Source organism: Blautia sp. LMAG:89 (genome assembly GCF_008679485.1).
GTDB classification, from domain to species: Bacteria; Bacillota; Clostridia; order Lachnospirales; family Lachnospiraceae; genus Blautia_A; species Blautia_A fusiformis.
In genome coordinates, this window is sequence record NZ_NANC01000004.1 from 507,128 (window position 1) to 533,207 (window position 26,080).

At 47.1% G+C, this 26,080-nt stretch carries 21 protein-coding genes; 2 read left to right on the forward strand and 19 right to left on the reverse strand.

Annotated features, from left to right (window positions below; genetic code table 11):
• Positions 1 to 57 precede the first annotated feature (57 nt).
• Complete coding sequence (locus CCC70_RS06380; protein WP_015526093.1) at positions 58 to 381, forward strand: DUF1540 domain-containing protein; 324 nt, start codon at positions 58 to 60, stop codon at positions 379 to 381.
• Positions 382 to 504: 123 nt separating this feature from the next.
• Here CCC70_RS06380 and ftsZ read toward each other — a convergent pair whose 3' ends face one another.
• The 12 genes from ftsZ to CCC70_RS06440 all read right to left on the reverse strand — a co-directional run bounded on the left by ftsZ (position 505) and on the right by CCC70_RS06440 (position 17,317).
• Positions 505 to 1,656 (reverse strand): cell division protein FtsZ, encoded by a 1,152-nt coding sequence (gene ftsZ, locus CCC70_RS06385; RefSeq protein ID WP_015526094.1) that lies wholly within the window; start codon positions 1,654 to 1,656, stop codon positions 505 to 507.
• Positions 1,657 to 1,907: 251 nt separating this feature from the next.
• Positions 1,908 to 3,191, reverse strand: coding sequence for a cell division protein FtsQ/DivIB (locus CCC70_RS06390; RefSeq protein ID WP_110102934.1), 1,284 nt, complete (start codon positions 3,189 to 3,191; stop codon positions 1,908 to 1,910).
• Positions 3,188 to 4,468 (reverse strand): UDP-N-acetylglucosamine 1-carboxyvinyltransferase, encoded by a 1,281-nt coding sequence (gene murA, locus CCC70_RS06395; protein WP_270389952.1) that lies wholly within the window; start codon positions 4,466 to 4,468, stop codon positions 3,188 to 3,190. Before murA ends, CCC70_RS06390 begins: the two co-directional genes overlap by 4 nt.
• A gap of 27 nt (positions 4,469 to 4,495) precedes the next feature.
• The gene (locus tag CCC70_RS06400; RefSeq protein ID WP_114002112.1) at positions 4,496 to 5,596 is read right to left on the reverse strand and encodes an FtsW/RodA/SpoVE family cell cycle protein; all 1,101 of its coding nucleotides are present in this window, start codon (positions 5,594 to 5,596) and stop codon (positions 4,496 to 4,498) included.
• 54 nt (positions 5,597 to 5,650) lie between these two features.
• Complete coding sequence (gene murD, locus CCC70_RS06405; protein WP_287084465.1) at positions 5,651 to 7,006, reverse strand: UDP-N-acetylmuramoyl-L-alanine--D-glutamate ligase; 1,356 nt, start codon at positions 7,004 to 7,006, stop codon at positions 5,651 to 5,653.
• Positions 7,007 to 7,020: 14 nt separating this feature from the next.
• The gene (mraY, locus tag CCC70_RS06410) at positions 7,021 to 7,977 is read right to left on the reverse strand and encodes a phospho-N-acetylmuramoyl-pentapeptide-transferase (RefSeq protein ID WP_015526100.1); all 957 of its coding nucleotides are present in this window, start codon (positions 7,975 to 7,977) and stop codon (positions 7,021 to 7,023) included.
• 63 nt (positions 7,978 to 8,040) lie between these two features.
• Complete coding sequence (locus CCC70_RS06415; RefSeq protein WP_287084467.1) at positions 8,041 to 9,807, reverse strand: peptidoglycan D,D-transpeptidase FtsI family protein; 1,767 nt, start codon at positions 9,805 to 9,807, stop codon at positions 8,041 to 8,043.
• Positions 9,808 to 9,874: 67 nt separating this feature from the next.
• Positions 9,875 to 11,944, reverse strand: coding sequence for a peptidoglycan D,D-transpeptidase FtsI family protein (locus tag CCC70_RS06420; protein ID WP_287084469.1), 2,070 nt, complete (start codon positions 11,942 to 11,944; stop codon positions 9,875 to 9,877).
• A 30-nt stretch (positions 11,945 to 11,974) separates the two neighbouring features.
• Complete coding sequence (locus CCC70_RS06425) at positions 11,975 to 12,544, reverse strand: hypothetical protein (protein ID WP_287084471.1); 570 nt, start codon at positions 12,542 to 12,544, stop codon at positions 11,975 to 11,977.
• 22 nt (positions 12,545 to 12,566) lie between these two features.
• The gene (gene rsmH, locus CCC70_RS06430; protein WP_118608132.1) at positions 12,567 to 13,502 is read right to left on the reverse strand and encodes a 16S rRNA (cytosine(1402)-N(4))-methyltransferase RsmH; all 936 of its coding nucleotides are present in this window, start codon (positions 13,500 to 13,502) and stop codon (positions 12,567 to 12,569) included.
• A gap of 35 nt (positions 13,503 to 13,537) precedes the next feature.
• Entirely contained in the window at positions 13,538 to 13,969 is a 432-nt protein-coding gene (gene mraZ / locus CCC70_RS06435) for a division/cell wall cluster transcriptional repressor MraZ (protein ID WP_021651636.1), read from the reverse strand.
• 303 nt (positions 13,970 to 14,272) lie between these two features.
• Entirely contained in the window at positions 14,273 to 17,317 is a 3,045-nt protein-coding gene (locus CCC70_RS06440) for a glycoside hydrolase family 2 TIM barrel-domain containing protein (protein WP_287084473.1), read from the reverse strand.
• A 140-nt stretch (positions 17,318 to 17,457) separates the two neighbouring features.
• On the opposite strand from CCC70_RS06440, the gene CCC70_RS06445 reads away from it, so the two are divergent.
• Positions 17,458 to 18,264 (forward strand): helix-turn-helix domain-containing protein, encoded by an 807-nt coding sequence (locus CCC70_RS06445; protein WP_015526109.1) that lies wholly within the window; start codon positions 17,458 to 17,460, stop codon positions 18,262 to 18,264.
• 195 nt (positions 18,265 to 18,459) lie between these two features.
• Here CCC70_RS06445 and lgt read toward each other — a convergent pair whose 3' ends face one another.
• The 7 genes from lgt to CCC70_RS06480 all read right to left on the reverse strand — a co-directional run bounded on the left by lgt (position 18,460) and on the right by CCC70_RS06480 (position 26,079).
• Positions 18,460 to 19,572: a prolipoprotein diacylglyceryl transferase gene (lgt, locus tag CCC70_RS06450; RefSeq protein WP_287084475.1), complete on the reverse strand. Its 1,113-nt coding sequence runs from the start codon at positions 19,570 to 19,572 to the stop codon at positions 18,460 to 18,462.
• Between the two features lie 62 nt (positions 19,573 to 19,634).
• Positions 19,635 to 20,732 (reverse strand): redox-regulated ATPase YchF, encoded by a 1,098-nt coding sequence (gene ychF / locus CCC70_RS06455; RefSeq protein ID WP_044961563.1) that lies wholly within the window; start codon positions 20,730 to 20,732, stop codon positions 19,635 to 19,637.
• A 145-nt stretch (positions 20,733 to 20,877) separates the two neighbouring features.
• Positions 20,878 to 21,552 (reverse strand): thiamine diphosphokinase, encoded by a 675-nt coding sequence (locus CCC70_RS06460; protein WP_022426885.1) that lies wholly within the window; start codon positions 21,550 to 21,552, stop codon positions 20,878 to 20,880.
• Positions 21,553 to 21,554: 2 nt separating this feature from the next.
• Positions 21,555 to 22,229, reverse strand: coding sequence for a ribulose-phosphate 3-epimerase (gene rpe / locus CCC70_RS06465; RefSeq protein WP_015526113.1), 675 nt, complete (start codon positions 22,227 to 22,229; stop codon positions 21,555 to 21,557).
• 3 nt (positions 22,230 to 22,232) lie between these two features.
• Positions 22,233 to 23,111, reverse strand: coding sequence for a ribosome small subunit-dependent GTPase A (rsgA, locus tag CCC70_RS06470; protein WP_021651619.1), 879 nt, complete (start codon positions 23,109 to 23,111; stop codon positions 22,233 to 22,235).
• Between the two features lie 2 nt (positions 23,112 to 23,113).
• The gene (gene pknB / locus CCC70_RS06475; protein WP_287084477.1) at positions 23,114 to 25,339 is read right to left on the reverse strand and encodes a Stk1 family PASTA domain-containing Ser/Thr kinase; all 2,226 of its coding nucleotides are present in this window, start codon (positions 25,337 to 25,339) and stop codon (positions 23,114 to 23,116) included.
• Positions 25,333 to 26,079, reverse strand: coding sequence for a Stp1/IreP family PP2C-type Ser/Thr phosphatase (locus tag CCC70_RS06480; protein ID WP_021651617.1), 747 nt, complete (start codon positions 26,077 to 26,079; stop codon positions 25,333 to 25,335). Before CCC70_RS06480 ends, pknB begins: the two co-directional genes overlap by 7 nt.
• Position 26,080 lies beyond the last annotated feature (1 nt).

Consider the following 26,080-nt stretch of genomic DNA (forward strand, 5'->3'; position numbering starts at 1 on the left):
GCATTCCGGCAGGCTAACGGTTTCCGGTAAAATCATAATTATCAGGAGGACACTTTTATGACAAGTCTTAAATGCTCCGCACACAACTGCTGCTATAACAAAAATTCTCTCTGCTCCAGGGGATCCATCAGTGTCGAAGGTGCAGATGCTCGTTATGCGGACGACACCGCCTGTGAAAGCTTCCGTGACCAGGAAGAGTGTGCTGTAAAAAATTCCGCAGATCCCTGCTGTGGGTGTGAGACCATTAACATCGACTGCAAAGCACACAACTGCACCTACAATGAGCACTGCAAATGCACCGCAGCTTCCATCAATGTATCCGGTGACAATGCACATCGCTGCTGTGATACAAAATGTGATACTTTCAGCTGCGAATGCTGATATCCTGAACAGAAATCCTGTTTCCATACAGAGCAGACATTCCTGTTTCTTTTGATCAGAAAGTCAAAAAGATCCGGCAGCGTTCCAGATGGAGTCTCTGCCGGATCTTATCCTGTTCATTTATTATCTGTTCTTAAGAAAATCCGGGATCTGGATGTCCTTTTTCTGAACAGTGCTTGTAGGAGCCTTTGTTCCAAACTGTGTGGAATTCATAGTCGGCAGGCTGAAGCTTGGCATGTTAAGGTTCATACCGCCTGGCTGTGACTGGCTTGTTTTTTTGGTGTTTCCGAATACAGAATTGGAAGCTCTGTTTCCAAATGGTGTGTTCTGAAGGTTATTGTCTGTAAGACCTGTAGCAATAACTGTAATTCTCGCATAATCTGCAACAGAATCATCATACATAGCACCAAAGATGATGTTTGCATCCTCACCTGTAAGCTCCTGTACATAGCTTGCAGCATCGTTGGCATCCATAAGAGAAATATCTCCGGAAATGTTGATGATCACATGAGTAGCGCCCTTGATGGTTGTCTCAAGAAGCGGAGAAGATACCGCCTGCTGTACAGCCTCCATAGCCTTGTCATCACCTCTTGCCTCACCGATACCAATATGAGCGATTCCCTTGTCTGTCATGACTGTCTGCACATCTGCAAAGTCAAGGTTGATCAGAGCCGGCAGATTGATCAGGTCTGTAATACCCTGTACTGCCTGCTGAAGAACCTCATCAGCCTTACGCAGTGCTTCCGGCATGGTTGTTCTTCTGTCAACGATCTCAAGTAACTTGTCATTGGGGATGACAATCAAAGTGTCAACTGCTTTCTTCAGATTTTCGATTCCCGCAAGTGCATTGTTCATACGGGTCTTTGCTTCAAAACGGAAAGGCTTGGTAACAACACCGACAGTCAGGATACCCATCTCTTTTGCCGCACCGGCGATCACAGGAGCAGCTCCGGTTCCGGTTCCGCCTCCCATACCACAGGTAACGAAAACCATGTCCGCTCCCTCGATGATCTTCTTAACTTCCTCAATGCTCTCCTCAGCTGCCTTCTGTCCAACCTCCGGCTGTGCACCGGCGCCGAGACCTTTCGTAATTTTCTCACCAATCTGAAGTACAGTCGGAGCTTTACACAGTGTCAGAGCCTGTTTATCGGTATTAACACCTACAAACTCAACTCCGCCAATGGCCTCTTCCACCATTCTGTTTACCGCATTATTACCTGCGCCGCCTACTCCAATTACAATAATTTTCGCAGAAGACTCAGCCTCATTCGTCATTATCTCTAACAATGTACTTCCTCCTTTATTTCTACCTGATATCCGATTCAGTGTAATAATCTATTCCAAGCTACATATACACATAGTTATATCATATATTTTTTTCGGTAATTAATCAACCATTAATTTTGTTTTTTTATACTTTTTTCACTAAATTTCGGCACTGTTTCTATTAACCGAAACATTTACAAAACAATCTCTGGCAAAATGTCCAAATACTGGTACTATATATTAAGAAAGCTTTTTTATCTTTACTCATAATCGGACTCATCACTGTAATCGCTGTACGAATTTTCATCATAATCCTCAGCGCCTTCTTCCTGATCACTGCTGTAATCAGCCTCTTCCTCGGTGCTGTCCGTACTGCTGTCTGAAGAGTCTTCTTCATTTTCTGTATCTTCGGTATCCGTACTCTGAGCATCTGGATCTTCGGAGTCTGTTCCGTCTCCGGAGCTTTCTGCCGAAGCCTGATAATCCTCCAGAGTGCCTACATAATTGCCATCACGGTCATATTCACTGACTCCGTCATAGCCTCCGTCTTCCCGGTAACCGCCCTTCCAGTTTCCTTTTTCTGCCATGGTTTCTTCTGTGGGGGCTTCGCCTACATAGGTCATGTTGGCATCGTACTCACCACTGCCTGTGTAATCTCCCTCTTCATCATAGCCACCTACCCAGTTTTCCTGCGCATACTCCAGATCCGTCTGCGGTTTCGGTCCTACATAGTTGCCATTTTCATCGTATTCGCCTTCTCCGGTGTAATTTCCTTCCTCATCATAGCCTCCGGTCCAGTTTTCTGCGGAAGTCTGGCTCTCATCCTGTTCCTGCTCCAGGGTAATGTTCTTGGAATTATCATTTACATTTTCTGCATGGAGAATTCCTTTTTTTTCGGAAATCATCGGAAGGATAGCCAGAACTCTGGTCATTTTGTCTTCCAGATATTCATCCTTTCCAAGTTTAACTGTGATATCCCCGTAAACAAGACTGATCTGTCCGTCGTCTTCAAATTCAATGTGATCCGGAACCTTATCATTTTTTGCAAAAATAGTAGAAAGAGCAACTGCCGTGTTCATCACCGTTTCATCCTTGATGGGGAGTTTCTCGTTCTGGATCACTTTTTTGACTTTGATCCCGTCAAAAAACGGGATTTTTTCGTTACGTTCCGTGGATCCTTCCACAAAAATACCGTTTCTGTCAAAATAAATATAACTGTCCAGATAAGGGATACAGCCAACGATATCCTTCTCCTTCACACTGACACAGATGGTGTGCCGGTTCAGCCTTGTTACGGTATAGCCTTCTATAAAGGGAACATCCTTTGTGTTCTGCTTAGTATAAAGAAGCGGTGCAAGAACAGAATTGGATGCCAGCGGCCCCCTAAGCACCATCTTCCTGATTTGTTTTTCAGAATAATGGTTGCTGCCCATCACCTGCACTTCATCTACCTGATAATACGTAAAAAAGAAAATAATTCCTGCCAGCAGCAGGACAAGAAGTCCGCCAACTGCTTTCAGTGGCTTTTTTTTTGATGTTTTCATAAAGTTCCTCTGTCCTTTATCAGCAGACCGCCCAGTGCGGTCAGATCCTCACAGATATGTTCATAGCCTCTTTCTATGAAACAACAGCCCCGGATCCTGGTAATCCCCTGCGCGGCAAGTGCTGCGATCACAAGTGCCGCACCACCGCGAAGTTCCTCTGCTTCCACAGTACAACCGGTCAGGGGCTGCCCTCCGTATATCACAGCAACTCCATCCCGGATCTGGATCTGTGCTCCCATTTTACAGAGCCATGAAGCTGTTTTATATCTGTCTTCAAAAATCTTCTCGCGGATCCTGCTCACTCCCGGAATCGTGGCCAGTACCGCCATCGCAGGAGACTGCAGGTCTGTAGGAAATCCCGGATAAACTTCTGTTTCCAGAAGCTCCAGGGGAAAACCTGTATTTTTTCCGTTGACTATTAGTTTACCACCTACCCTGCGGCATTGTCCACCCATTTTCCGATATACGTCCAGGATTCCATCCATTTCCTCCAGAGGCGGATTTTCCAGGATGATCTCTCCTCTAGTTGCCGCCGCTGCCATGAGATAGGTTCCGGCGACAATACGGTCTGGTGGAATGCAGCCATCGCCAGCTTCAAGCTTCTCCACCCCTTCAATACAGATACAGCCATTTTCGCGAATCCGGATCTTTGCCCCCATTCCGGTAAGATAATGGCAAAGCCAATAAATTTCCGGTTCACAGGCGCAGCCGTTAAGGACTGTTTTCCCCTCTGCAAGGACCGCTGCCAGAATGCCCTGCTCTGTAGCGCCTACACTTCTTTTTTGAAAAAACATCTCTGCGCCTCGGAGTTTTCCACAGGATGCCCGGATCATCCCGCCGTTTTCCACCACAGCTGCCCCAAGGCGGCGCAAAACCTGGATATGAAGATCCACCGGCCGCTTCCCGATCACACAGCCTCCGGGATATCCTGTCTGTGCCTTTTTGCTCCGCCCCAGCATTGCTCCCATTAAGATCACGGAAGAACGCATTTTTCCGGAATAACACTCCGGTATCATGGTGCCGTCCGCATGGCTGCAGTCCAGATAAAGATCTTGACCTTCCCACCAGGTTTCTGCCCCCAGATATTTCAGGATCTTTTCCATCAAATATACATCACTGATTTTCGGGCATCCCCGCAGTACACTGGTCCCGGTGCTTAAGAGTGCTGCTGCCATAACCGGAAGTGCCGCATTTTTTGACCCCTGGATCCGGACGCTTCCATGCAGCGGCCTGCCTCCGGTCACGATGATCTCATCGATCTCATTCAAGTATTCCACTCCTAAAAGGGCCTCTTACTTGTTATTCTATGTGATCCTTCCATGTCTGTGACTGCTGACACTTAAGGCCAGCCCCATTTCCCCCAGAAGAAAAACAACAGAAGTTCCGCCATAGCTTACAAAGGGCAGAGTGATCCCGGTGTTGGGAATCGTATTCGTTACTACTGCAACATTCAGGACCACCTGGATCGCCATATGTGCCATGATCCCGGCGCACAGCAGCGTTCCCTGCAGATCCCGGCAGTTTAATGCCAGAATACAAAGCCTCCAGATCAGAATGCCAAACAGAAAAAGTGTCAGAAAGGCTCCCAGTATCCCCGTTTCCTCACACACAATAGAAAATATCATATCATTCTGGGCTTCCGGGACAAATCCCAGCTTCTGCAGACTGTTCCCGAACCCCTTGCCGAAGATCCCTCCGCTTCCGATCGCATACAGGCCCTGTATGGTCTGAAATCCTTTTTCATATTTTTCCGGATTCCGCCAGATTGCCAGGCGTTCCAGACGATAACTCTCCGCGGCAAGAAAAACCGCAATAAATCCTATCCCCGCACCTCCAAGTGCGAGAAACTGCAGATACCTGGGATTGGCCACAAAGATCAGCAGCACACCGATCCCCAGAATGATCACCGCTGTGCTTAAGTTATTGGAGCCCACCAGACCTGCTACCGGAAGCAAAGTCATCATAGTCCTGCAGATAAACCAGAATCCGGTTGTTTTGCTTTTTGTATTGCTGATCTGCCACACCAGAAACAATATCACTGCCACCTTGGAAAACTCCGACGGCTGAAAGGAAAGCGGCCCCAGGTTCAGCCACCTCTTCGATCCATTGATCTCCTGTCCGAAAAGCAGGACTGCAGCAGACAGAAAAAGCGAAAAAATATAGGCAGCCGGCGCCAGCTTTACAGACAGCCGGTAATCTACCCGTGATGCCAGATACATAACAAGCAGCCCCAGTGCCGTGGCAAAGAGCTGCTTCTTAAAATAATAGGCAGAGTCGTGGAAACGTACTCTGCCATTATATTCACTTGCCGAAAAAAGCGCCCCGAGTCCCAATACCACCAGAATCAGAACCAGTACCCAGAGAACGGTATCTGTCTTTCCGGTCTGTTTCTGTCCTGCCTTCATGCATGGCCTCCACAGTGGTCTTTATTTCAGCTTATGTATGTATTTTTCGGATTATTACAGTGCTTTCACGTATTCCTTGAACATGTCACCGCGCTGCTCATAATTATCAAACTGTCCCCAGCTCGCACATGCCGGTGAAAGCAGAACTGCATCTCCGGGATTGGCTTTTTCCGCACAGACCTGGACAGCTTCCTTCAGATCCTCGCAGAGGATGATATCTGTAAATCCAAGACGTTCTGCTGCTGCTTTGATCTTCTCTTTCGTCTGACCGATGAGAACAAGATAACGGACTTTTCCGTCGAAGGATTCTATCCACTCATCATAGCTGGATTTCTTGTCATAGCCACCGCCGATCAGAAGAGTCGGACGGTTCATTGCCTGAATCCCCTTGATGGCCGCATCCGGATTGGTTCCCTTGGAATCGTTGTAATATGCAACACCGTTTTTCTCTGTCACATACTCGATCCTGTGTGGAACTGCCACAAACTCACAGACACTCTTGCGGATACTCTCCACAGAAACACCCGCATAATATGCCATGGCGGCGGCTGCCATTACATTCTCGTGATTATGACGTCCCAGGATCTTAAGCTCTTCGGTTTTTACGATCGGGATCTCTTCTTTTTCTGTTTTCAGAATGATCTGGTCTCCGTCCAGATAGATTCCCCGATCCAGTTTGCGAAGACTTGAGAAATATACCACCTTCGGAACGATATTTTCACCGAATTTACGAAGGACTTCATCCTCGTAATTCAGAACACATACATCTTCCGGTCCCTGATTTTTGGTGATCAGTTCTTTTACACGGATGTATTCCTCCATGGTATGGTGCCGGTTCAGATGATCCTCTGTGATGTTGAGGATCGCACTTACCTTCGGGCGGAACTGGTCAATAGTCTCCAGCTGAAAGCTGCTGATCTCCGCAACAGTTACGGAATCCTCCCTCATCTCCAATGATTTGGATGTATATGCAGTTCCGATATTTCCTACAACAAATACAGATTCACGGGCATCTCCCATGATCTTTCCGAGAAGTGCTGTTGTTGTTGTCTTACCGTTGGTTCCTGTGATCGCAAGAACCTCTCCCTTGCCTGTACGATAGGCAAGCTCCACCTCGCTCCATACCGGAAGGCCCTTTTCATAGAAGCTCTTTACCAGCGGCAGGTCTGTGGGAACTCCCGGACTTAGCACTACAAGATCAAGACTGTCCAGCGCTCTCTCAGGAAAATCTCCGGCCCAGATCTCCGGGGTGTATTTTCCGTTTGTTTTATGTAATACTGCCTCTTTATCAAGATCTGCGTTTCCGTCATAGATCACCGGCTGTGCTCCTGCACTTCCAAGCAGATCAGCTGCTCCAATGCCGCTTTTTCCGGCTCCAAAAACGAGAACTTTTTTTCCTTTTAAATCCATTTTTCTGTTCCTCCTTATAATGCCAGGAGAGCGATCAGGCACATAATAGCAGTTACAACAGAGAACACTGCAACAACTCGTGTCTCGGACCACCCACAAAGCTCAAAATGATGGTGGATAGGCGCCATCTTGAAGATTCTTTTTCCGTGTGTTGCCTTGAAATAGGATACCTGGAGCATAACAGACAATACCTCCACAAGGTAGATCAGTCCGACCAGGATGATAAACAGCGGCATCTGCATGGCATAAGCCACACCAGCCACAAAGCCACCCAATGCCAGAGAACCGGTGTCTCCCATAAATACCTTGGCAGGATATACATTAAACAGAAGGAATCCCATCAGACTGCCCACAACTGCACAGGTGATCGGTTCCACACCACTGTTCATTCCAAGGGAAACCACCGTAAAGAATACTGCCACGATCAGGGTAACACTGGAAGCCAGTCCGTCAAGTCCATCCGTAAAATTGACTCCGTTTACTGTACCGATCACCGCAAAGAACAGTACCGGAACCGCAAACCATCCCAGGTTCAGATAATGTCCGCTCCAGAACGGGATCTTCATAGTCAGGGATACGTTGGAATAATTTACAAGATAAAAAGCAAATACAGCTGTCACAACGATCTGCAGTGCCATTTTCTGCCATGGCAGAAGTCCGTCAGAACGCTTCAGGACTACCTTCAGATAATCATCCAGAAATCCGATCAGTCCAAATCCCAGTGTCAGGAAAAGTACCGGGATGATCATCGGATAATCTCTGATATAAAACAGTGATGTTACAGTTGTTGCAATGAGAAAGATCACCCCACCCATAGTAGGGGTACCGTTCTTTTTCAGGTGGGACTGCACACCCAGCTCTCTCTCTGTCTGTCCCATTTTAAGTCTTCTTAAAAAAGGGATAACAATCGGTCCTAATACAAGGCTGATCGCAAATGAGATCAGCACAGGGATCACAACATGAAACTCCATCCTCACACCTCTAATTCTTTCGTTTTTTTATACTTCTTCAACAGTATAAGGCTTTTATCCTCATTAATCAACCCCATCTGCCCGGTTTTCCCCGGATGGAGTTTCCGTAACTGTCCTCTCGATCCCAAGATAGGGAAGTACATTTTCAAAAATACTGCGTACCACCGGTGCGGCAATGATCCCACCATAATACATACCCTGGGGTGCATAGATGATACAAAGAGCCAGGACCTTCGGATCCTCTGCCGGGGCAAACCCCAGGAATGAAGAAATATATCTGCCGGAGCCTCTGGGCAGTGTCTGAGAGGTAGCTGTTTTTCCCCCAATGGAAAACCCCTGGATCCCGGCATTTTTTCCGGAGCCTTCTGAAACTACAGTTTCCAGGATCGTACGTACTGTCCGGGAAGTCTCACCGGACACGATCCCGCTTTCCACCGGATATTCCAGTGTCCGCACCTTTGTTCCGTCCGCACTTTCCACGCTGATCCCAAAATGAGGTGTGATCCGGTTTCCGCCATTGATGATCCCACTGACGGTTGTTGCAAGCTGGATCGGTGTGATCTGAAACGACTGGCCAAAGGATACCGTGGCAAGCTCCACCTCTCCCATATTTTTGGGGTTATGCATGATCGTTCCTGCCTCTCCCGGAAGATCTATCCCTGTTTTTTTCAAAAGTCCGAACTGTTTAAAATATTTGTAATAACGGTCTGCTCCAAGCCGCAGGCCCACCTCAATAAATACCGGGTTGCAGGAGTTCTGGGCACCTTCTACAAAACTCTGCGCACCATGTCCTGTTCTCTTTGCACAGTGGATCCGCCGGTCCTCCACCACCTTATAGCCCGGACAGAAAAAACGATCCTCTGTTGACACCACTCCTTCCTCCAGCCCTGCTGCCATAGTGATAATCTTAAAAGTCGAGCCAGGTTCATAGGTATCATTCAGGCAGGGGTTTCTCCACATCCGGTTCAGAAGATCCTGCTTCTTTTCTCCCTCTGCTGCTGTTTCTTCTGTATTCAGAGTAAACGGATCGTTCAGATCAAATTCAGGCACATTGACACAGGCATAGATTTCTCCGTTCTGAGGGTTCATAAGCAGTATGGAAACTCTCTCCGCCTGTTTTTCTTCCATGACTTTACCTGCTGCCTGCTGCACATATTCCTGGATATTAACATCCAGACTGGTACGCAGAGTATTTCCTGACACCGGTTCCTTCCTCCGTTCTCCGGTTCCGTCGATCTCCACACCACGTGCATCCGTAACTGTAAGGATCTTCCCGGGCTCTCCTTTCAGGATCTCATCGTATTTCACTTCAAGACCAATGATCCCCTGATTATCGCCTCCGGTAAATCCCAGTACTTTTGAAGCGAGAGATCCATAAGGATAATATCTCCGATAATCCTCATCTACCTTCACTCCCTCAAGGTCATATTCCCGGATCCTGTCTCCAATGCTTTTTTCCACGTTTGTCTGTATTCTTTCAATAGAAGAAATTTTTTCAACTTTTTTTCGGATTTCCTCTTCTTTTACAGACAATGCTCCGGACAGTACACGGATCACTTTTTCAGGATCTTTGATCTGGCTGTGTATCACCGATACTGTGCAGACTGTCCGGTTATCTGCCAGAATATTTCCCCTGATGTCCAGGATCTTTCCCCTGGCTGCTTTTATGTCACGTTCCCTCTCATGAAGATCCTCCGCCTTTTTTGAATAATATTCTGCCCGGACGTTCATAAGATACCAGAGTCTTCCCACAAGTCCCAGAAGAAGCATTATGCAGATCAGAAAAACCATCCATATTTTTTTCCTGTGATAAACCATGGTCCGGATCATAAAAAAATCCCTCTCAGAGGTCGTCACTGTAATATATGACGTTCCCCTGAGAGGGTATTCTTTTTATCTATTCCAGGCCGGCCTCCTCGTTGGTAAGACCTTCGCTCTGCATATCGTTATTATCTTCGGTATCACTGTCCTCCGACTCATCTTCCGGCGGACTTGGTACATTCTCATCGGAAATGGCCTCCTTCTGCCCGTCTGCGCCGGTTCCTGTTGCAGAATCGCTGATTCCCTTAAAAAGTTCCCACAGCTCTGTAGTCGGAACTTCTCCATCCTCTGCCTCATCCGGCTGTACATTCAGATACGGAAGTGCTTCGGAAAGGATTCCCTGTGCAATGTACTGTGCGTACGTACTGCTTGCCTGATCATCTACCTTCGGCTCATCCACAACTACATAGATCACAAGCGCCGGATCATCTACCGGTGCAAATCCGATAAAGGATACCAGATACTTGCCATTGCCTCGCGGAAGCTTCTCGGCAGTACCGGTTTTACCACCGGAGCTGTAGCCCTGCACCTTGGATGTACGGCTGGTACCATGGTCTACGCTGGCAGCCATGTAAGAGCGGATATCTGCAGATATCTTCTCAGAAATCGTCTGCTTCATCAGTGTCGGAGAGATCGTTTTTACGATTCCGCCGCTGCTGTCCTTGATCTTCGTCACCAGATGAGGCTGATAGTAGTATCCTCCATTGATCACAGAACACATTGCATTGATCTCCTGTATCATAGTCAGTGTATAGCCCTGTCCGAAAGCAGAGCATGCAAGCTCCGTTTCTCCCATGGTATCGCTGGTATGGATCACACCGCTTCCCTCATTGGGAAGATCGATACCGGTTCTTGTTCCGAAATTGAAAACGCTCTGTGTCTTAAGGAAATTATCTTTTCCCATCTTTGCTGCGATCTGCATCATACCATCGTTGCAGGAATTGGCAATGACATCGGAAAGAGCTTCTGTCCCGTGAGCATCCGGCCATACCGCACATTTGATAAAAGTAGTCGCACCTTCCGCTCCAAAAGACTGTCCGCCGTCACAGACAAAATTATCGCTCTCGGAAATCGCTCCCATTTCAAGTGCGGAGCCCATAACGATGGGCTTTACAACCGATCCCGGCTCGTAGGCATCTGTCACACAGAAATTACTCCACATTCCGTTCAGCGCTTCCACGGTTTCCTCATCGTTCATGGCAGCAATCTCACTCTGGGAATACACATTTGAAAGATCTCTCGGGTTATTCAGGTCATAACGGTCACCGCCGTCCATTGCCAGGATCTCTCCTGTTTTCGGATCCTCGATGATCACGCCCACATTTTTGGCTCCCATCTTTTCTTCAAAGGTATTTACGTATTTTTCCACGATCTGCTGAAGTCCCAGATCCAGCGAGGTCTCAATGCTTTTGCCATCCGTCGGTTCGATGATCGTCTGTTCTACGTCGGAATTGTTGTTGATGTATCCGTACTGTCTTCCATCCACGCCGGTAAGTGTCGCATTGTAATATCCTTCCAGTCCGGCATCCGCCACATCTCTGGAAAGTGTAAATCCAACGGTATCACAGGCAGTCTCATTGAACGGATAAGCTCTGAGATAATCTTCCTCAAACCATACACCTGTAATCCTGGAACGTTCTTTCAGCTGCGTGGCAGTCAGTTCACTGTCGTCTCCCGGATCTTCGTATTTTTCGAAGGCTTTTTTGTCGTCCATGGAGATCTGTTTCTTTACGATCTGATACTGACTTTTTTTTGTACTGCTGTCGGTGAGAAGCTTCCGCATCTCATCTTCATCCAATCCCAGGACTTCCACAAGAGCCTTTATGGTAGGCTCCACGGAATCCTGATCCTTATTGACCTCCAGACAGTCAAGGACCACATTATAGACCTTGTTGCTGGTTGCCAGGATATTCCCGTTCCGGTCATAGATATCTCCTCTTTTTGCCGGAAGTGTCTGATTTTCATATTTCTGCTGAGCCTGACTCAGCACCTGCTTTCGATATTTGCTTCCGCTGGTGGCATTGATATAGGTAATTCTTGCCACCAAACCGACTAAAGCCAGCAATACTAAGGAAAATAGTACTGCCAGCTTTTTCTTCATACTGTAATTTATTTTTTTTACCGGCCTGCGCCTTCTTGTACTCAATCGATCACCTGCTTAAAAACTGTACTTCTGTTACTTGTGTGTGTCCACATCCTGATACTGTCTCACATAACTGTTTCCTTCCGTGGTATAGGTCTGTATCTGATCCTCCGAAGGATATTTCATTCCAAGCTCGCCGATAGCTTTTTTCTTGATCTCGCTGATATCCACTGCAGAAGTGACCTGACTGTAATATGCATCGTTATCTTCTTTCAGCTGTGCAAGCTCAGATTCCAGATTTGCAACATTTTTCATACTCGCCGTGATTTCGGATTTTACCTGAAGATAATTGATACAGGTAAAAAGTACCGCGATGGAAACTGCCGTAAGAAACAGAACGAACCCCTTGTTCATGGCCATTGCCTTTTCCCGGTTCCGCTGTGCCTGTCTGCTCACCATCTGTTTTGCCGGTGTCACAGGTACTGCGGATTTCTGTTTTCTTTTCTGAGCCAGCCGTCGCCTTTCCTGTATCTCGGGCAGATCAGTCCTCTGAGGAACTTCCTGCAACCGTTTTACCGCATTTCCCTGAACATACATTTCTCTGCTGTTCCTGACGATATTTCGATTTCTTCTGGCTGTAGTCCCTCTTCCTGTCTTCGCCATTTGCCTACCTTCCATCTCTCAACTACATTTTCCGTTCAAAAATACGAAGCTTCGCACTTTTGGATCTCGGATTCTCTTCCATTTCCTCTTTTCCCGGTAAGATCGGTTTTCTTGTGATCACCTTACCCTTGGATTTCTTTCCGCATACACAGACCGGAAAATCCGGCGGGCAGGTACAGGGATTTTCATTTTTTCGGAAAATGGTCTTGACAATCCTGTCTTCCAGAGAATGGAATGTAATGATACAGATCCTTCCTCCGTCATTCAGGAGATCGATCATGCCGTCCAGGGAATCCCTGAGCACGTCAAGCTCCCGGTTGAGCTCAATACGTATTGCCTGAAAAGTCCTCTTGGCCGGATGTCCTCCTGTAGCTTGTATTTTCATGGGGATCGCACCCCGTATGATCTCTGTCAGTTCTCCGGTTGTCCGGATCGGTGCCTGCTCTCTGGCAGCCACAATGTGTTTCGCTATATTTTTGGCAAATTTATCTTCGCCGTAATCGCGGATAATCCGATACAGCTCCCGTTCCTCATAACCGTTGACTATATCACCGGCTGTACGGCTCTGTCTTCTGTCCATTCGCATGTCCAGAGGAGAATCGTACCGATAGGAAAAACCTCTCTCTTCATTATCCAGCTGATAAGATGACACTCCCAAATCCAGCAGGATCCCGTCCACCTTCTCAATGCCACGGGATCTCAGCTCATCTGCCATGTAACAATAATTGCTGCGAATGATTGTCACCTGATTAAAGGCTGACAGCCGTTCACTCGCAGCAATTATCGCATCCTGGTCTTGATCTATGCCAATAAATCTCCCCTTGGCAGAAAGTTTCTTACACACCTCTGTGGCGTGTCCCGCTCCTCCTAAAGTGCCATCCACATAGATCCCATCCGGCTTTACCCTTAAGCCGTCAATGGTCTCATTGAGTAATACAGATTTATGCTTAAATTCCATATCCGTCTCCTGTGGGATTTCTACCTGCGTTATGCTCAAATGACGATTCCTATGTTCTGCATGCTTTCCGCAATGCTGTCCATATCATCATAATTGCAGTTCTCGCTCCACTTCTCTTTGCTCCAAACCTCGATCCGGTTCAGATTACCCGTAAGCACCACATCCTTATCCAGACCAGCGAACTGGCGCAGCGTCTGCGGCACCAGGATTCTTCCCTGCTTATCCAGCTGACATGTTGTAGCTCCGGCTACAAAGAAACGTGAAAAGGTTCTTGCGTCTTTATTTGTAAGTGGTAATGCTCGGAGTTTCTCTTCAAAAGCAACCCATTCATCCATCGGATAAATAGAAAGGCAACCATCCAACCCTCTTGTCAGTACGAACTCTTCCCCTAAGAGTTCCCTGAACCTGGAAGGGATGATCAGACGCCCCTTCGCGTCGATCGTATGATTATACTCGCCCATGAACATGAAACCCACCTACTCTCGTGAAACACGATTCTCCCCTTCGTGCTTCCAGGGTGCAAATGGTGTGTTCTGCCACTCATCCCCATTCGCTACCACTATTCACCACTTTCTACCACTTATGTAATCATTCTAAACTATTTACCATGAAAAAACAAGTGCATATCCAAGTTTTTTTTCATTTCATGAAATATCCACAGGTTTTTTTTCAACCTGTTTATTTTCTGTGCATTATTATGAAATGAAAAAGCTTCCGGACAGTCGCCGGAAGCTTTTTTCTGACTTTATGTTCTGTTATTTTATGACATTTTAAAGGCCTTTGAACGCAAAGGAAAATTTCATCTTTCCATTGGTATCCAGAAGGTATTCCGGATGGGTGCGGGCACCCCAGCTGTCATCTCCTCCAACACCCATCTGCGCCTTTGCGGCACGGACAACGGTATAATGGATTGCCGGAAGCTCATAGGGATGCATGGCATTTTCCATTTCATGAGGAGTATATGGAAGTGCCGAGAACATCATCGGGCCGTTTTCTTTATCCATCTCAAAAAGCATTCCTCTGCCCTTTCTGTCTGTGATCTTTGCCCAGCGTACTTCCTCTTTGTTTCCGCATTCCTGCGGCACAAGATAGCGTGCCATATTGTCTGTCACGAGATTCTCATAAATGCCGAGCTTTGCGCCATGCTTCCGGTCTGCATAAGTCTCTGCCGGTCCCAGGCCGTACCACTGAACATGATCATAATCCGCATTGAATTTAAAGAGTACTCCGAACTCCGGCATATCGCCCAGCTCTTTTACAGGATCATAGGTCAGCGTTGTCTTTACTCTTCCATCTCCGGTTACCTCATAGGCAAGACGGCATTCACTGGCAGGCGTAGTTGGCAGGATGTAGGTAAAAGCAACCTCCACGCTGTTTTCGTGAACCGTTGTCTCCGGAACATTGGCCGGACCATACATGCCTTTTCGGTAATCCTTATGACTTGCGTACATGCTGGCGATCTTCCACTGTGCATAGCGCATCTGCATCAGACTTCCGCAATCATTATCTGTAGGTGCTCTCCAGAAGTTGGGCTTCGGAATCGCTTCGATCATTTCTCTTCCTGCATATTTATACGAAACCAGGCCACCATTGAGAACGGAGAACAGCACTTCGAAATTTTCCCCGCGGACACCGATGTTATGAAGGCTTCTCACAAGCTCCACGCCACACGCAGGAGCTTCCGGTGTTCCTTCCACCTGATAAACATACTGGCCGAAAGCAACCTCATGTCCTGCCTCTGCCCAAAGTGTTTTTTCTCTGAGAAGGAAGGCTACGGTTACCGTATATTCGCCCGGGCGCTGCTGTTTTCCAAATGGAAGTCTGTAGGTCTGTTGGCTTAAAGGCTCCACCGCTGTATCCAGTGTCTCTGTGCGGAGAACATGACCGTTCTTTGCAAGAGTTACTTCACATCGGAATGTGTCCGTATTTACAAAAAGATTTTTGTTGATGATCTTAACAGAATCCTCACTTACCTGCGCAGTGATATTCTGGTAGTTGAATTTTACCTCCTGCATCTTTGGTGAAGCATCTCTGTCTCCGCCGTATGCGATACCGTTTCCACTGAAATTATAATCTGTAGGACGTTCACCGAAGTCTCCGCCGTATGCCTGGAATTCTTTACCGTAACGGTCTTTTTTGTAAATAGACTGATCAATGTAATCCCAGATAAAGCCACCCTGATATTTCGGTTCTGTATCTGTAAGATCTGTATATTTATGCATTGCACCGCAGGAATTTCCCATTGCATGGGTATACTCACAGCAAATAAACGGCTTGCTGTCATCCTTTGCAAGGAACTCCCGGATCGCTTCTACGGAAGGATACATCTGGCTTTCCATGTCACTGGTGGCATTGTAGCTGCGGTCATGGAAAACCCCCTCATAATGTACCAGTCTTGTAGGATCATTCTTGTGGTAGAACTCAGACATCTCAAAGATATCTTTTCCACCAAAGGATTCATTTCCACAGGACCAGATCAGGATCGCCGGGTGGTTCTTGTCACGCTGATACATGGAATTTACACGGTCCAGCATCATGCCCAGCCATTCCGGTTTGTTGTGCGGAACGATATCCGTGTGATCTCCGGTAAATTCTGCTATATCCCAGGTTCCGTGAGATTCCAGATTGTTTTCTGCGATCATGTAAATACCATATTCATCACAGAGACGGTAGATCGGAGATGCATCCGGATAATGACAGGTACGGATCGCATTGATGTTGTTCTGTTTCATGGTCACGATGTCTTTGAGCAGTTCCTCCCGGGACACATGTCTTCCTGTGACAGAGCTGAACTCATGGCGGTTCACACCCTTGAATACGATACGTTTTCCGTTAAGGGTCATGATACCATCCTTCATTTCAAAACGGCGGAAACCGACTTTCTCCGGGATGATCTCCTGGAGCTTTCCGCTTTCATCACTGATCTCCAGCTCCAGATCATAGAGATTCGGCTCTTCTGCACTCCAGAGAAGGGGATCCTGAATCTCCCAGGTACAGGTATCCTCTCCGTTCAGAGATCTTTCCTCCTGCAAAAGGATCTCTCCCTTTCTGGAAAGTGTAAGCTTCATTTTTCCTTTTCCCCAGGTACTGGTCACGATCTCAAGCTCGGCTTTTTTGAGAGTTTCATCCGGAATGGCACGGATCCTGAGATCATATACATGGACATCCGGTACCGTAAACAGATAAACATCTCTGTAAATTCCGGAAAAACGGTAAAAATCCTGATCCTCGCACCAGCTGCTGGCTGTCCATTTAAACACCTGTGCCGCCAGCTTGTTCTCGCCGTCCTTCAGATATTCCGTAAGCTCGAATTCTGACGGAGTAAAAGAATCTTCACTGTATCCCACAAATTTTCCATTGAGCCACAGAGCCAGGCCGCTCTCTGCTCCCTGGAATGAAACAAATACTCTTTTTCCTTTCATGCTCTCCGGCACATGGAAATATCTCACATAGCTTGCCACCGGGTTAAAACGTTCCGGGATCTGTCCCGGATGAAGTTCTTCATGGCCTTCCCACGGATACTGGACATTGGCATACTGCGGTGCATCATATCCTTCCATCTGGATATGTGCCGGCACATAAATGTCCTCCCAGTCCTTACAGGAATATGCTTCTTCCTCAAAGCCTGGGATAGCAGATGCATAATTCCGTGCATAATGGAACTTCCAGAGACCATTCAGACTGTGACGGAAAGAAGTTTTCCCATCTTCTCTCTCTTCCTCACAGCGATAATATGTATGATCTGAGTGGGCATCCATTCTTCCGTCGCTGAAATACCGGGGATCTTTTAACAGAGAATGATCAAATTTTTTCATTTTTTCCTCCTGCCCGGCAGATTCTGTTTTTTCTGCCGGATCCTTCGTTTTTTATGCTATGATCATTATAGTATAATCCACCGGATTATGGTATAATATGTTTCGCCAAAATATATAACATTTAGAAACAGGTGAATATCATGTCGATCTATTTCAGAAACACTCCGGTCAGTGCTCCCTTCATGTTTGAATCTCTTGGGAACCACTGGAATCAGGTTAATATCTTCCGTCCGGACGGATATCCGTATTATCATTACCTCCAGACTGAAAAGGGTACCGGACGCATTGAAGTCCGTGGAAAATTTTATACTCTCGGAGCCAACGAGGGCATCCTCATCGCCCCCGGTGTCCCTCATTCCTATCACAGGGAGTCTACTTCCTGGACCACGATGTTTGCCACCTTCACAGGAACACTGGCAGGCAGCATTCCTTCCATGACAGACAACCAGGAAGTGATCCTTATCGAAAAGGAACAAGGAGCCAGTATCCGGAAAATGATTTCTTCTACCTTGCGTAAATATCATCAGCCCACACCGGATATGAAATCTCTTTCTTCCGACTGCTATAATTTTCTTATGAATTTTACAGACTGTGCAGCTTCTCCGAAGATACAGGATAATCCTCTCTACCAGAGATATGTGATCCCGGTAATAAAAGAAATCGAAACCGGTTATCAGCAGGATATCACTGCAGCGCAGCTGAGCCGGAGCGTTTTTGTCTCTCCGCAGTATCTTTCCCGTCTGTTCCGCCGTTTTATGGGCTGCTCGGTTTACGAGTACGTTACCATGTACCGCATCAGCCGCGCACGTGAGCTTCTGCTTTCCAGACCGGATATGAAGATTCAGGATGTTGCCGGTGCTTCCGGATTTTCCGATGCCAGCCACTTTATCGCCATGTTCCGTAAAGTCACAGGCACAACTCCTCTGGATTTCCGAAAGATGTACTGATATATTCCTACTGCACAGCACAAAAACTGCCCTGCCGGAAACGTCGTAGAAGACGTTTTTCCTGCAGGGCAGTTTTCTGCTGCTCTTATCAGCCAAATGCCGGTATCCTATCCTATATTCTGATCCATCAGACAAAAGCATCTGTATCCTATATCTGTTTGATCTCAGTTTCCGTAATATAATTCCAGAATACGGTCAACTCTTTGGCTGGCCTCCAGATTCTTCAGAAGATCGCTCCTGCTCCTGATCTGGCTGTCCAGCTTCTTCCGTTCCTCCTGCAGCTGCTGCAAAAGTGACGCTTTCCGAAAAGCTTCCTCTTTCTTCTGTATCTCGTTCTGATCCATTTTTTTCTCCCTGTACAGTCTCTGTTTCCAGATTCTCTGCTACATTTTCCCGTTGCTGTTCCGCTTCTTTCTCTGCCTGCTGATCTTTCTCGATCCTTCTCATCCGTACTTTTGCCCGCTTTCTGGACATCACGCGTTTCACTGCAACTACCACGGTGCAAAAAACAAAAAGTATTACCGAGATCACCAGTGAAACATCCACGCCGGTTCCCGGAAACAGTATTTTATCTGTGCGGAACCACTGGATCACTGCTCTTCCCAGACCATAGCTCGCCAGATATCTCAGAAAGATCTCTCCCTGGAATACTTTTTTGCGAAGCAGCATCATAAGCACCAAAAGCACAAGCAGACACCAGAGACTTTCATAGAAAAACAAGGGCTGTACCAAAATCCAGGTACCACCGTCCACGGTTTGAAGCTTTTCACGCATAGCCGTGGTGACCTCTCCTGCCCGTACCGCAGTCAGCGGCAGCTGCATGGAAAAAATGTTGTCTGCATATTCCCCGAAAGATTCTCTGTTAAAAAAGCTTCCCCACTTTCCTATTATCTGCCCGACCAGAAGTCCCATGCAGGCAAGATCTGCCATCTGCCAGAAGGATTTCTTTCGGATCCTGCAGTAGACCGCACCACCCAGCACACCGCCCAGAAGTCCGCCATAAAACATAAGTCCTCCGGACCGTATATTCAGAAGCTGTCCCGGATCATTTTTATAAAGGCTCCAGGAAAAAGCCGCATAAAGCAGCCTCGCCCCTGCCACACCGGAAAGCAGCGTTATGATGGCCAGATCCAGATATGCATCCGGATCTTCATGATTTCTTCTGGCTTCCAGTACCACAAAAAAGATTCCCAGAAGCATTCCTATCGCGATCAGGACGCCATAGATCGTGATCTCAAAGCCAAAGATCTCAAAGGATCTCGGCACATGATCCAAAACCAGATCTAATCCGGGAAACCGAATTGACATATCCATAAAATCACCTGTTATAATTTTTCAGCTTACAGCCGGTATTTCACAGACGTTGGTGATCACACGTTAAATCTGAATAAGATCACATCTCCGTCCTGTACAACGTACTCTTTTCCTTCCATACGTACAAGGCCCTTCTCTCTGGCACCTGCATAGGAACCGCAATCCAGAAGATCCTGATAATTCACAACCTCTGCTTTGATAAATCCACGTTCAAAGTCTGTGTGGATCTTACCTGCTGCCTGCGGTGCCTTGGTTCCGATCTTGATGGTCCATGCTCTTGTCTCATCCTCTCCTGCTGTCAGGAAGCTCATAAGGCCAAGAAGGTGATAGCTTGCGCGCACCAGCTTCTCCAGGCCGGATTCTGTCAGTCCCAGATCCTCAAGGAACATCTTTCTCTCATCCTCATCCAGTTCGGAGATCTCCTCCTCGATCTGCGCACAGATCACAAATACCTCGCTGTTCTGTTTGGCAGCGTATTCACGTACTGCCTGTACATACTGATTGTTCGCCCCATCATCTGCGATATCATCCTCTGCAACGTTAGCCGCATAGATCACCGGTTTTGCAGTAAGAAGATTATAGGTTGCAAGCCATGCATCCTCATCTTCGTTCTCTGTTTCCAGAGTAATGGCAAGCTGTCCCTCTTCCAGATGCGCCTTTACTTTTTCAAGGAATGCAAGCTCTTTGGCAGCTTCCTTATCCATACGTGCAGTCTTGGTAACCTTGGCAATTCTTCTCTCGAGGATCTCAAGATCAGAGAAAACAAGCTCCAGATTAATAGTCTCGATATCGCGGAGCGGATCAATGCTTCCATCTACATGAACAACATTGGAATCCTCAAAGCAGCGTACCACGTGAACGATAGCATCTACCTCACGGATATTTGCAAGGAACTGGTTTCCAAGTCCCTCTCCCTTAGATGCGCCTTTTACAAGACCTGCAATATCGACGAATTCGATCACTGCCGGTGTTACTTTTTTTGATTTATAAAAATCTCCGAGAAGATTCAGTCTCTCATCCGGAACGGTTACAACACCCACATTGGGGTCGATAGTACAGAATGGATAGTTTGCGGATTCTGCTCCGGCTTTTGTCAGTGAATTGAATAATGTACTTTTTCCTACGTTAGGAAGACCTACGATTCCTAATTTCATCTCTCTATATACGTCCTTTCGATATATTTATTTACAGTATTTTTCAGATACTCTTTAAACAGGCCTTTCCGTTTTTCAGGCCATTCCTGTCCCATATTACCATACACAGCCTGAAATCGCAACTGTGAGGCATTTATTGTTACTGTCAGTCCCTGGACATGATCATCAGAAGCTGCCCGCTTTCATACAGGATCTCTGCGGTTTCTTCCGAAATCTCATTGCTGACGGTCAGGCCACTGTCTTCTACTGTCAGATGATATCCGTTCAGCGGATACTTAAATCCCTTCAGAGTGAGGCCTGTCACATCACCTCCCACAGTAAAGAATGAAACATATTTTCCAAACTGCTCCTCTCTGTGCAGTATGGTTCCGCTTTCTGCAAGTGTGATATAATTCCACTGATCTGCGATCGCAATACGAACGCCCTGTTCCTTACCCATGGAAAGCAGTCCCAGATTCGCCAGCACATGATCCAGCCTTGTGCCGGTAGCTCCCAGGATCAGGATATCCTTTGCACCCTTGCGGATCATCTGGTTTACCGCAGACTGTGTATCCGAATCATCCTTCTCTGGCTTCAGCCTGATGATCTCCGGTCCCTTCAGGCTTTCCATATATTTTTGGCCTTCTTCGGAAAGACTGTCAAAATCCCCAATTGCAAGATCCGGAATAAATTCCCGGTTTTTCATAAACCATTCCATCCCCTTATCTGCAGCAACAAGAGTGATTTTCTCTCCTCGGCTTTCTTCTATTCTTTTTTTTAAAAAATCGAGGGCAAAACCATTCTGGATATTGCCCCCGCTGATTATTATTGTATCGATCATTTTCAGTCCAGCTCTTTTTTGATATTGTGGATTTTTTCTGTAATGTGTCTTACATTGGCTGCCACATCGCCCTTAAATACCCAGGAACCTGCGACCATGAGGTTTGCACCGGCACGCATAACCGTCTCCAGTGTATCATCATTGATACCACCATCTACCTGGATATCAACATCCAGCTCTTCTTCATCAATAAGCTCACGAAGCTCCTGGATCTTCTCCGTGCATTCGTCCATGTATTTCTGTCCGCCAAATCCTGGCTGAACAGTCATTATCAGCACCATATCCACATCTTCAAGAAGATGGCTGATGTCATTTACCGGTGTGGATGGCTTGATCGAAACTGCCGCCTTTACCCCTGCTGCCCTGATCTGCTCCAGTGTACGCTCCAGATCCTCACATGCCTCCGCATGTACAGTAATGGAATCTGCTCCGCATTCTACAAAATCGCGGATATATCTTTCCGGTTCTGTTACCATCAAATGTACGTCGAAAAACATGTTGGATTCTTTCCGGATCGATTTGATCACCGGCATTCCAAAAGAAATGCTGGGAACAAAATCTCCATCCATAACATCAATATGCAGATATTCAACGCCTTCCTTTTCCAGAATTTTGATCTGTTCTCCCAGTCTGTTAAAATCTGCTGATAAGATCGACGGGCACAATCGGTATTCCATGACTCAGTATCTCCTTTTCTCTTTTAATTCCTGGTGCAGCTCCAGATAATCTTCATATCGGAGTCTGCTGATCTCATTGTTCTCAAGGGCTTCCTTAACAGCGCAGCCCGGTTCATGTATGTGACGGCACCCCTGAAAGCGGCACTGTCCTTCATATCTTCGGAACTCTGGAAAGTAATCCTTCAGTTCCTGCTCCTCCATATTTTCAATATATAAGGAGGAAAATCCCGGCGTATCCACAAGGAATGTATCCTGTGCCACCGGTATGATCTGTGCATGGCGCGTAGTATGTTTTCCCCGTTTCAGCTTACGGCTGATCTCACCGGTTTCCATCTCCACTTCTTCCTGGAGGGAATTTGTAAGAGAAGATTTTCCCACGCCGGATGGGCCGGCAACCACAGTTGTCCTGCCCTGAAGCACTTCTTCGATCTCGTCGAGTCCTTCTCCCTTCAGGGCACTTGACAGGATCACCTGATAGCCGCAGCTCTGGTATGTTTCATAGAGAAATTCCAGTTCTTCCGTTGTTGCCAGATCTTTTTTGTTAAAACAGATGACTGCCGGAACACCTTCCCTCTCCATCATAATGAGGAAACGATCCAGAAGCATGAAGTTCGGCTTCGGATTATCCATGGCAAATATCACCAGTGCCTGATCTACATTGGCCACAGCCGGACGGATCAGAGAATTCTTCCGTTTGTGGATCTCCGTCACACTTCCCTCCAGTTCCTTTTCATCCAGAACTGTAATGTCCACATTGTCACCTACCAGAGGCTTGAATTTATCCTTACGGAAAATTCCCTTGGCTCTGCATTCATATGTATTGCCGTCTTCTGCATATACGTAGTAGAATCCGGCAATACCTTTGATTATCTTTCCCTGCATGATCACTCAGCTTTCTTGAATGTAACCGTGTAGGTTCCAAGCTGCTGATAATCCCCGTCTACCTCTTCATAGAGATAGATGGTTCCTGAGGTAACGCCCTCAGCACCTGAGATATCAAGCTGATACGGGAAGCTGATATTCTGTCCATCAATGATGGTGGATGCCTTAGGCTCACCGTTTACGTCCTGGATCAATTCCAGACGGATCGCGCCTCCATTATAGCCGGACGGAGTATCCAGTGTCTGTGTACATTTCCAGCCTGTGTTTGCATTGACATCTGCTGTAGATGTAGTTGTGGATACTGTGCTGTCCGCAGATGCTGTGCTGTCTGTAGATGCTGTACTGTCTGTAGATGCTGTACTATCTGCAGATGCTGCGCTGTCTGTGGATGGAGCCTTGTCACCGGAGCTGATAGTAATGCTGATCGGCTGATCCGGGTCTGCTGCCGCATAGGCTTCCGGATCCTGTGCGATAACTGTACCTGCAGCTTCTGTACTCTGCTGTTCTGTTATCTGGATATCAATAAATTTACCTAAAGTAGTAAGCGCATCATCCTTGGTCATTCCTACAACACTCGGAACCTCAGCATTATCGCCATAATCAACCCCTCGACTGACTGTCAGTGTTACAGAAGAGCCTGCCTGCACAGAAGTACCTGCTGCCGGCTCGACATTGTAAACATATCCCGGATCTACCAGTGCATATCCGTTGTCATCTGTGTCGCTGTATTCTTTCTGGACATTTACCTGAAGTCCAAGATCTTCCAGAGTCTGCTGTGCATCGATTCCTGTACGTCCATCCAGATCCGGGATCGTAATCTGTGCTGTTCCGGTGCTTACCCAGTATTTCACAGTTGTATTGGCTTCAACCTGTGTTCCCGCCGCTGTCTCCTGACGGGAGATCCTGCCTTTTTCCTGATCGGATGCCTCCTCACCGGCCATCTGGACACCCAGATGTGCATCGTTTGCAAGTGTTTTAGCCTCTTCCTCTGTCTTGCCTACAAGATCAGGAACGGTTGCCAGACCGTCAGCTGCTGATTCCTGCTTCGCTTCTGCCTTGCTGCTGTCTGCAGCTCCGCTGCTGCCGGTTCCAAACAGTCCTGCGGCACGTCCAAGCACTACCACAAGAACGATCAGAAGGACTGCCCCGCCGATCAGTGCCGCAATCGTCAAGCCTCTTCCGGAACCATGATGCTTCTTTTTCTTTCCGGATCTATGCTCGGATCTCGGTCTGTATTCTTCCTCTGCATCATCGTAATCGTTATCGTCGTATTTTTCTTCCTCAAGTGCGGTGATCTCCGGTTTTGTGATCTGCTTCGGTGTATGTTTGATCTCACCAAGCTCTTCTTCTGAGATCACAACCGTCTTGGCATCGTTGTCAACTGTAGTAAGCTTTACAAAATCACCCTGGGGATCGATCAGAGAATGCTTCAGGTCTGCGATCACATCCTCCATACGGCTGTAACGACGATCTACACTTTTCTGTGTACATTTCAGAATGATCTGCTCCAGACTGTACGGAAGGTCCGGTGTATAAACACTTGGCGGAACCATCTCTTCCTGCAGATGCTTGATAGCGATCGCCACAGTGGTATCTCCGTCAAAAGGAACTCTTCCTGTAACCATCTCATACAGTGTGATTCCAAGAGAATAGATATCGCTCTTCTCATCGCTGTATCCGCCTCTCACCTGCTCAGGTGAGCTGTAATGTACAGATCCCATTACATTGGAGCTGATCGTATTGGAAGATGCAGCTCTGGCAATTCCAAAGTCTGTCACCTTTACTTTACCATCTGTGGAGATAATGATATTCTGGGGTTTCACATCTCTGTGAACGATACCATGGCTGTGTGCCGCCTCCAGACCCATAGAAACCTGGATTGCGATACTTGTAGCCTCTTTAATGGAAAGCTTTCCCTTCTTGGAGATGTATTCCTTCAGAGTGATACCCTCGATCAGTTCCATAACAATGTAATAAACACCGCCGTCATCTCCTACGTCAAATACATTGACGATATTCGGATGTGTAAGACCAGCTGCCGCCTGGGCCTCACTTCTGAATTTCTTTATAAACGTGGTGTCTTCCCGAAACTCCGGTTTCAGGACCTTCACGGCAACAAAACGGTTCAGCTTATGGTCCATAGCTTTATAGACATCTGCCATTCCGCCAGTTCCGATTTTTCCTACGATCTCATAGCGCTCGGCTATGATCATTCCCGTCTTCAACATGCTTCCACCTCATTCGTGAATGGCTCTACCAGTACGACTGCAATATTATCCTTACCACCATTCTGATTTGCTTCCCGAAGGAGCGCACTGCCCTTCTGATCAATATCTGCTTCCGGATCGGATATGATCTCCTGGATCTTCTCATCTTCAACCATATTGCTGAGACCGTCTGAACACATCAGGATCGTACATCCTTTTTCAAGTTTCAGATCAAAGAAATCCACATCCACCGTTTTCTCCGCGCCAAGTGCCCTTGTAATGATGTTCTTATCCGGATGATTCCGTGCTTCCGCTTCGCTGATCTCGCCCATTCTCACCATTTCCTGTACCAGGGAATGATCTCTGGTGACCTGGCGGATCCCGTCCTGGATCACATATAAACGGCTGTCACCCACATTGGCTACATAGGCATACTGATCTACAATAGTCGCCACCACCATAGTGGTTCCCATGCCCCGGAGGTTTTCGTCTTCCTGCGCACGGTTTCTGATCTCCGTGTTCGCAGCTTCGATCGCATGACGAATAACCTTCACAGGATTGTAATCCGCATCTTCACGGATTTCATCCACAAGGATCCGTACTGCATGTGAGGATGCATAGTCACCGGCGTTATGTCCGCCCATTCCGTCCGCGACTGTGAAAAGATTAGGCAGATTTCCAACCGGACCTTCAGATGCAAACACGTAATCCTGATTCATCTTCCGCTTCTGCCCTACATCAGTAGCTGAGTATATCCTCATG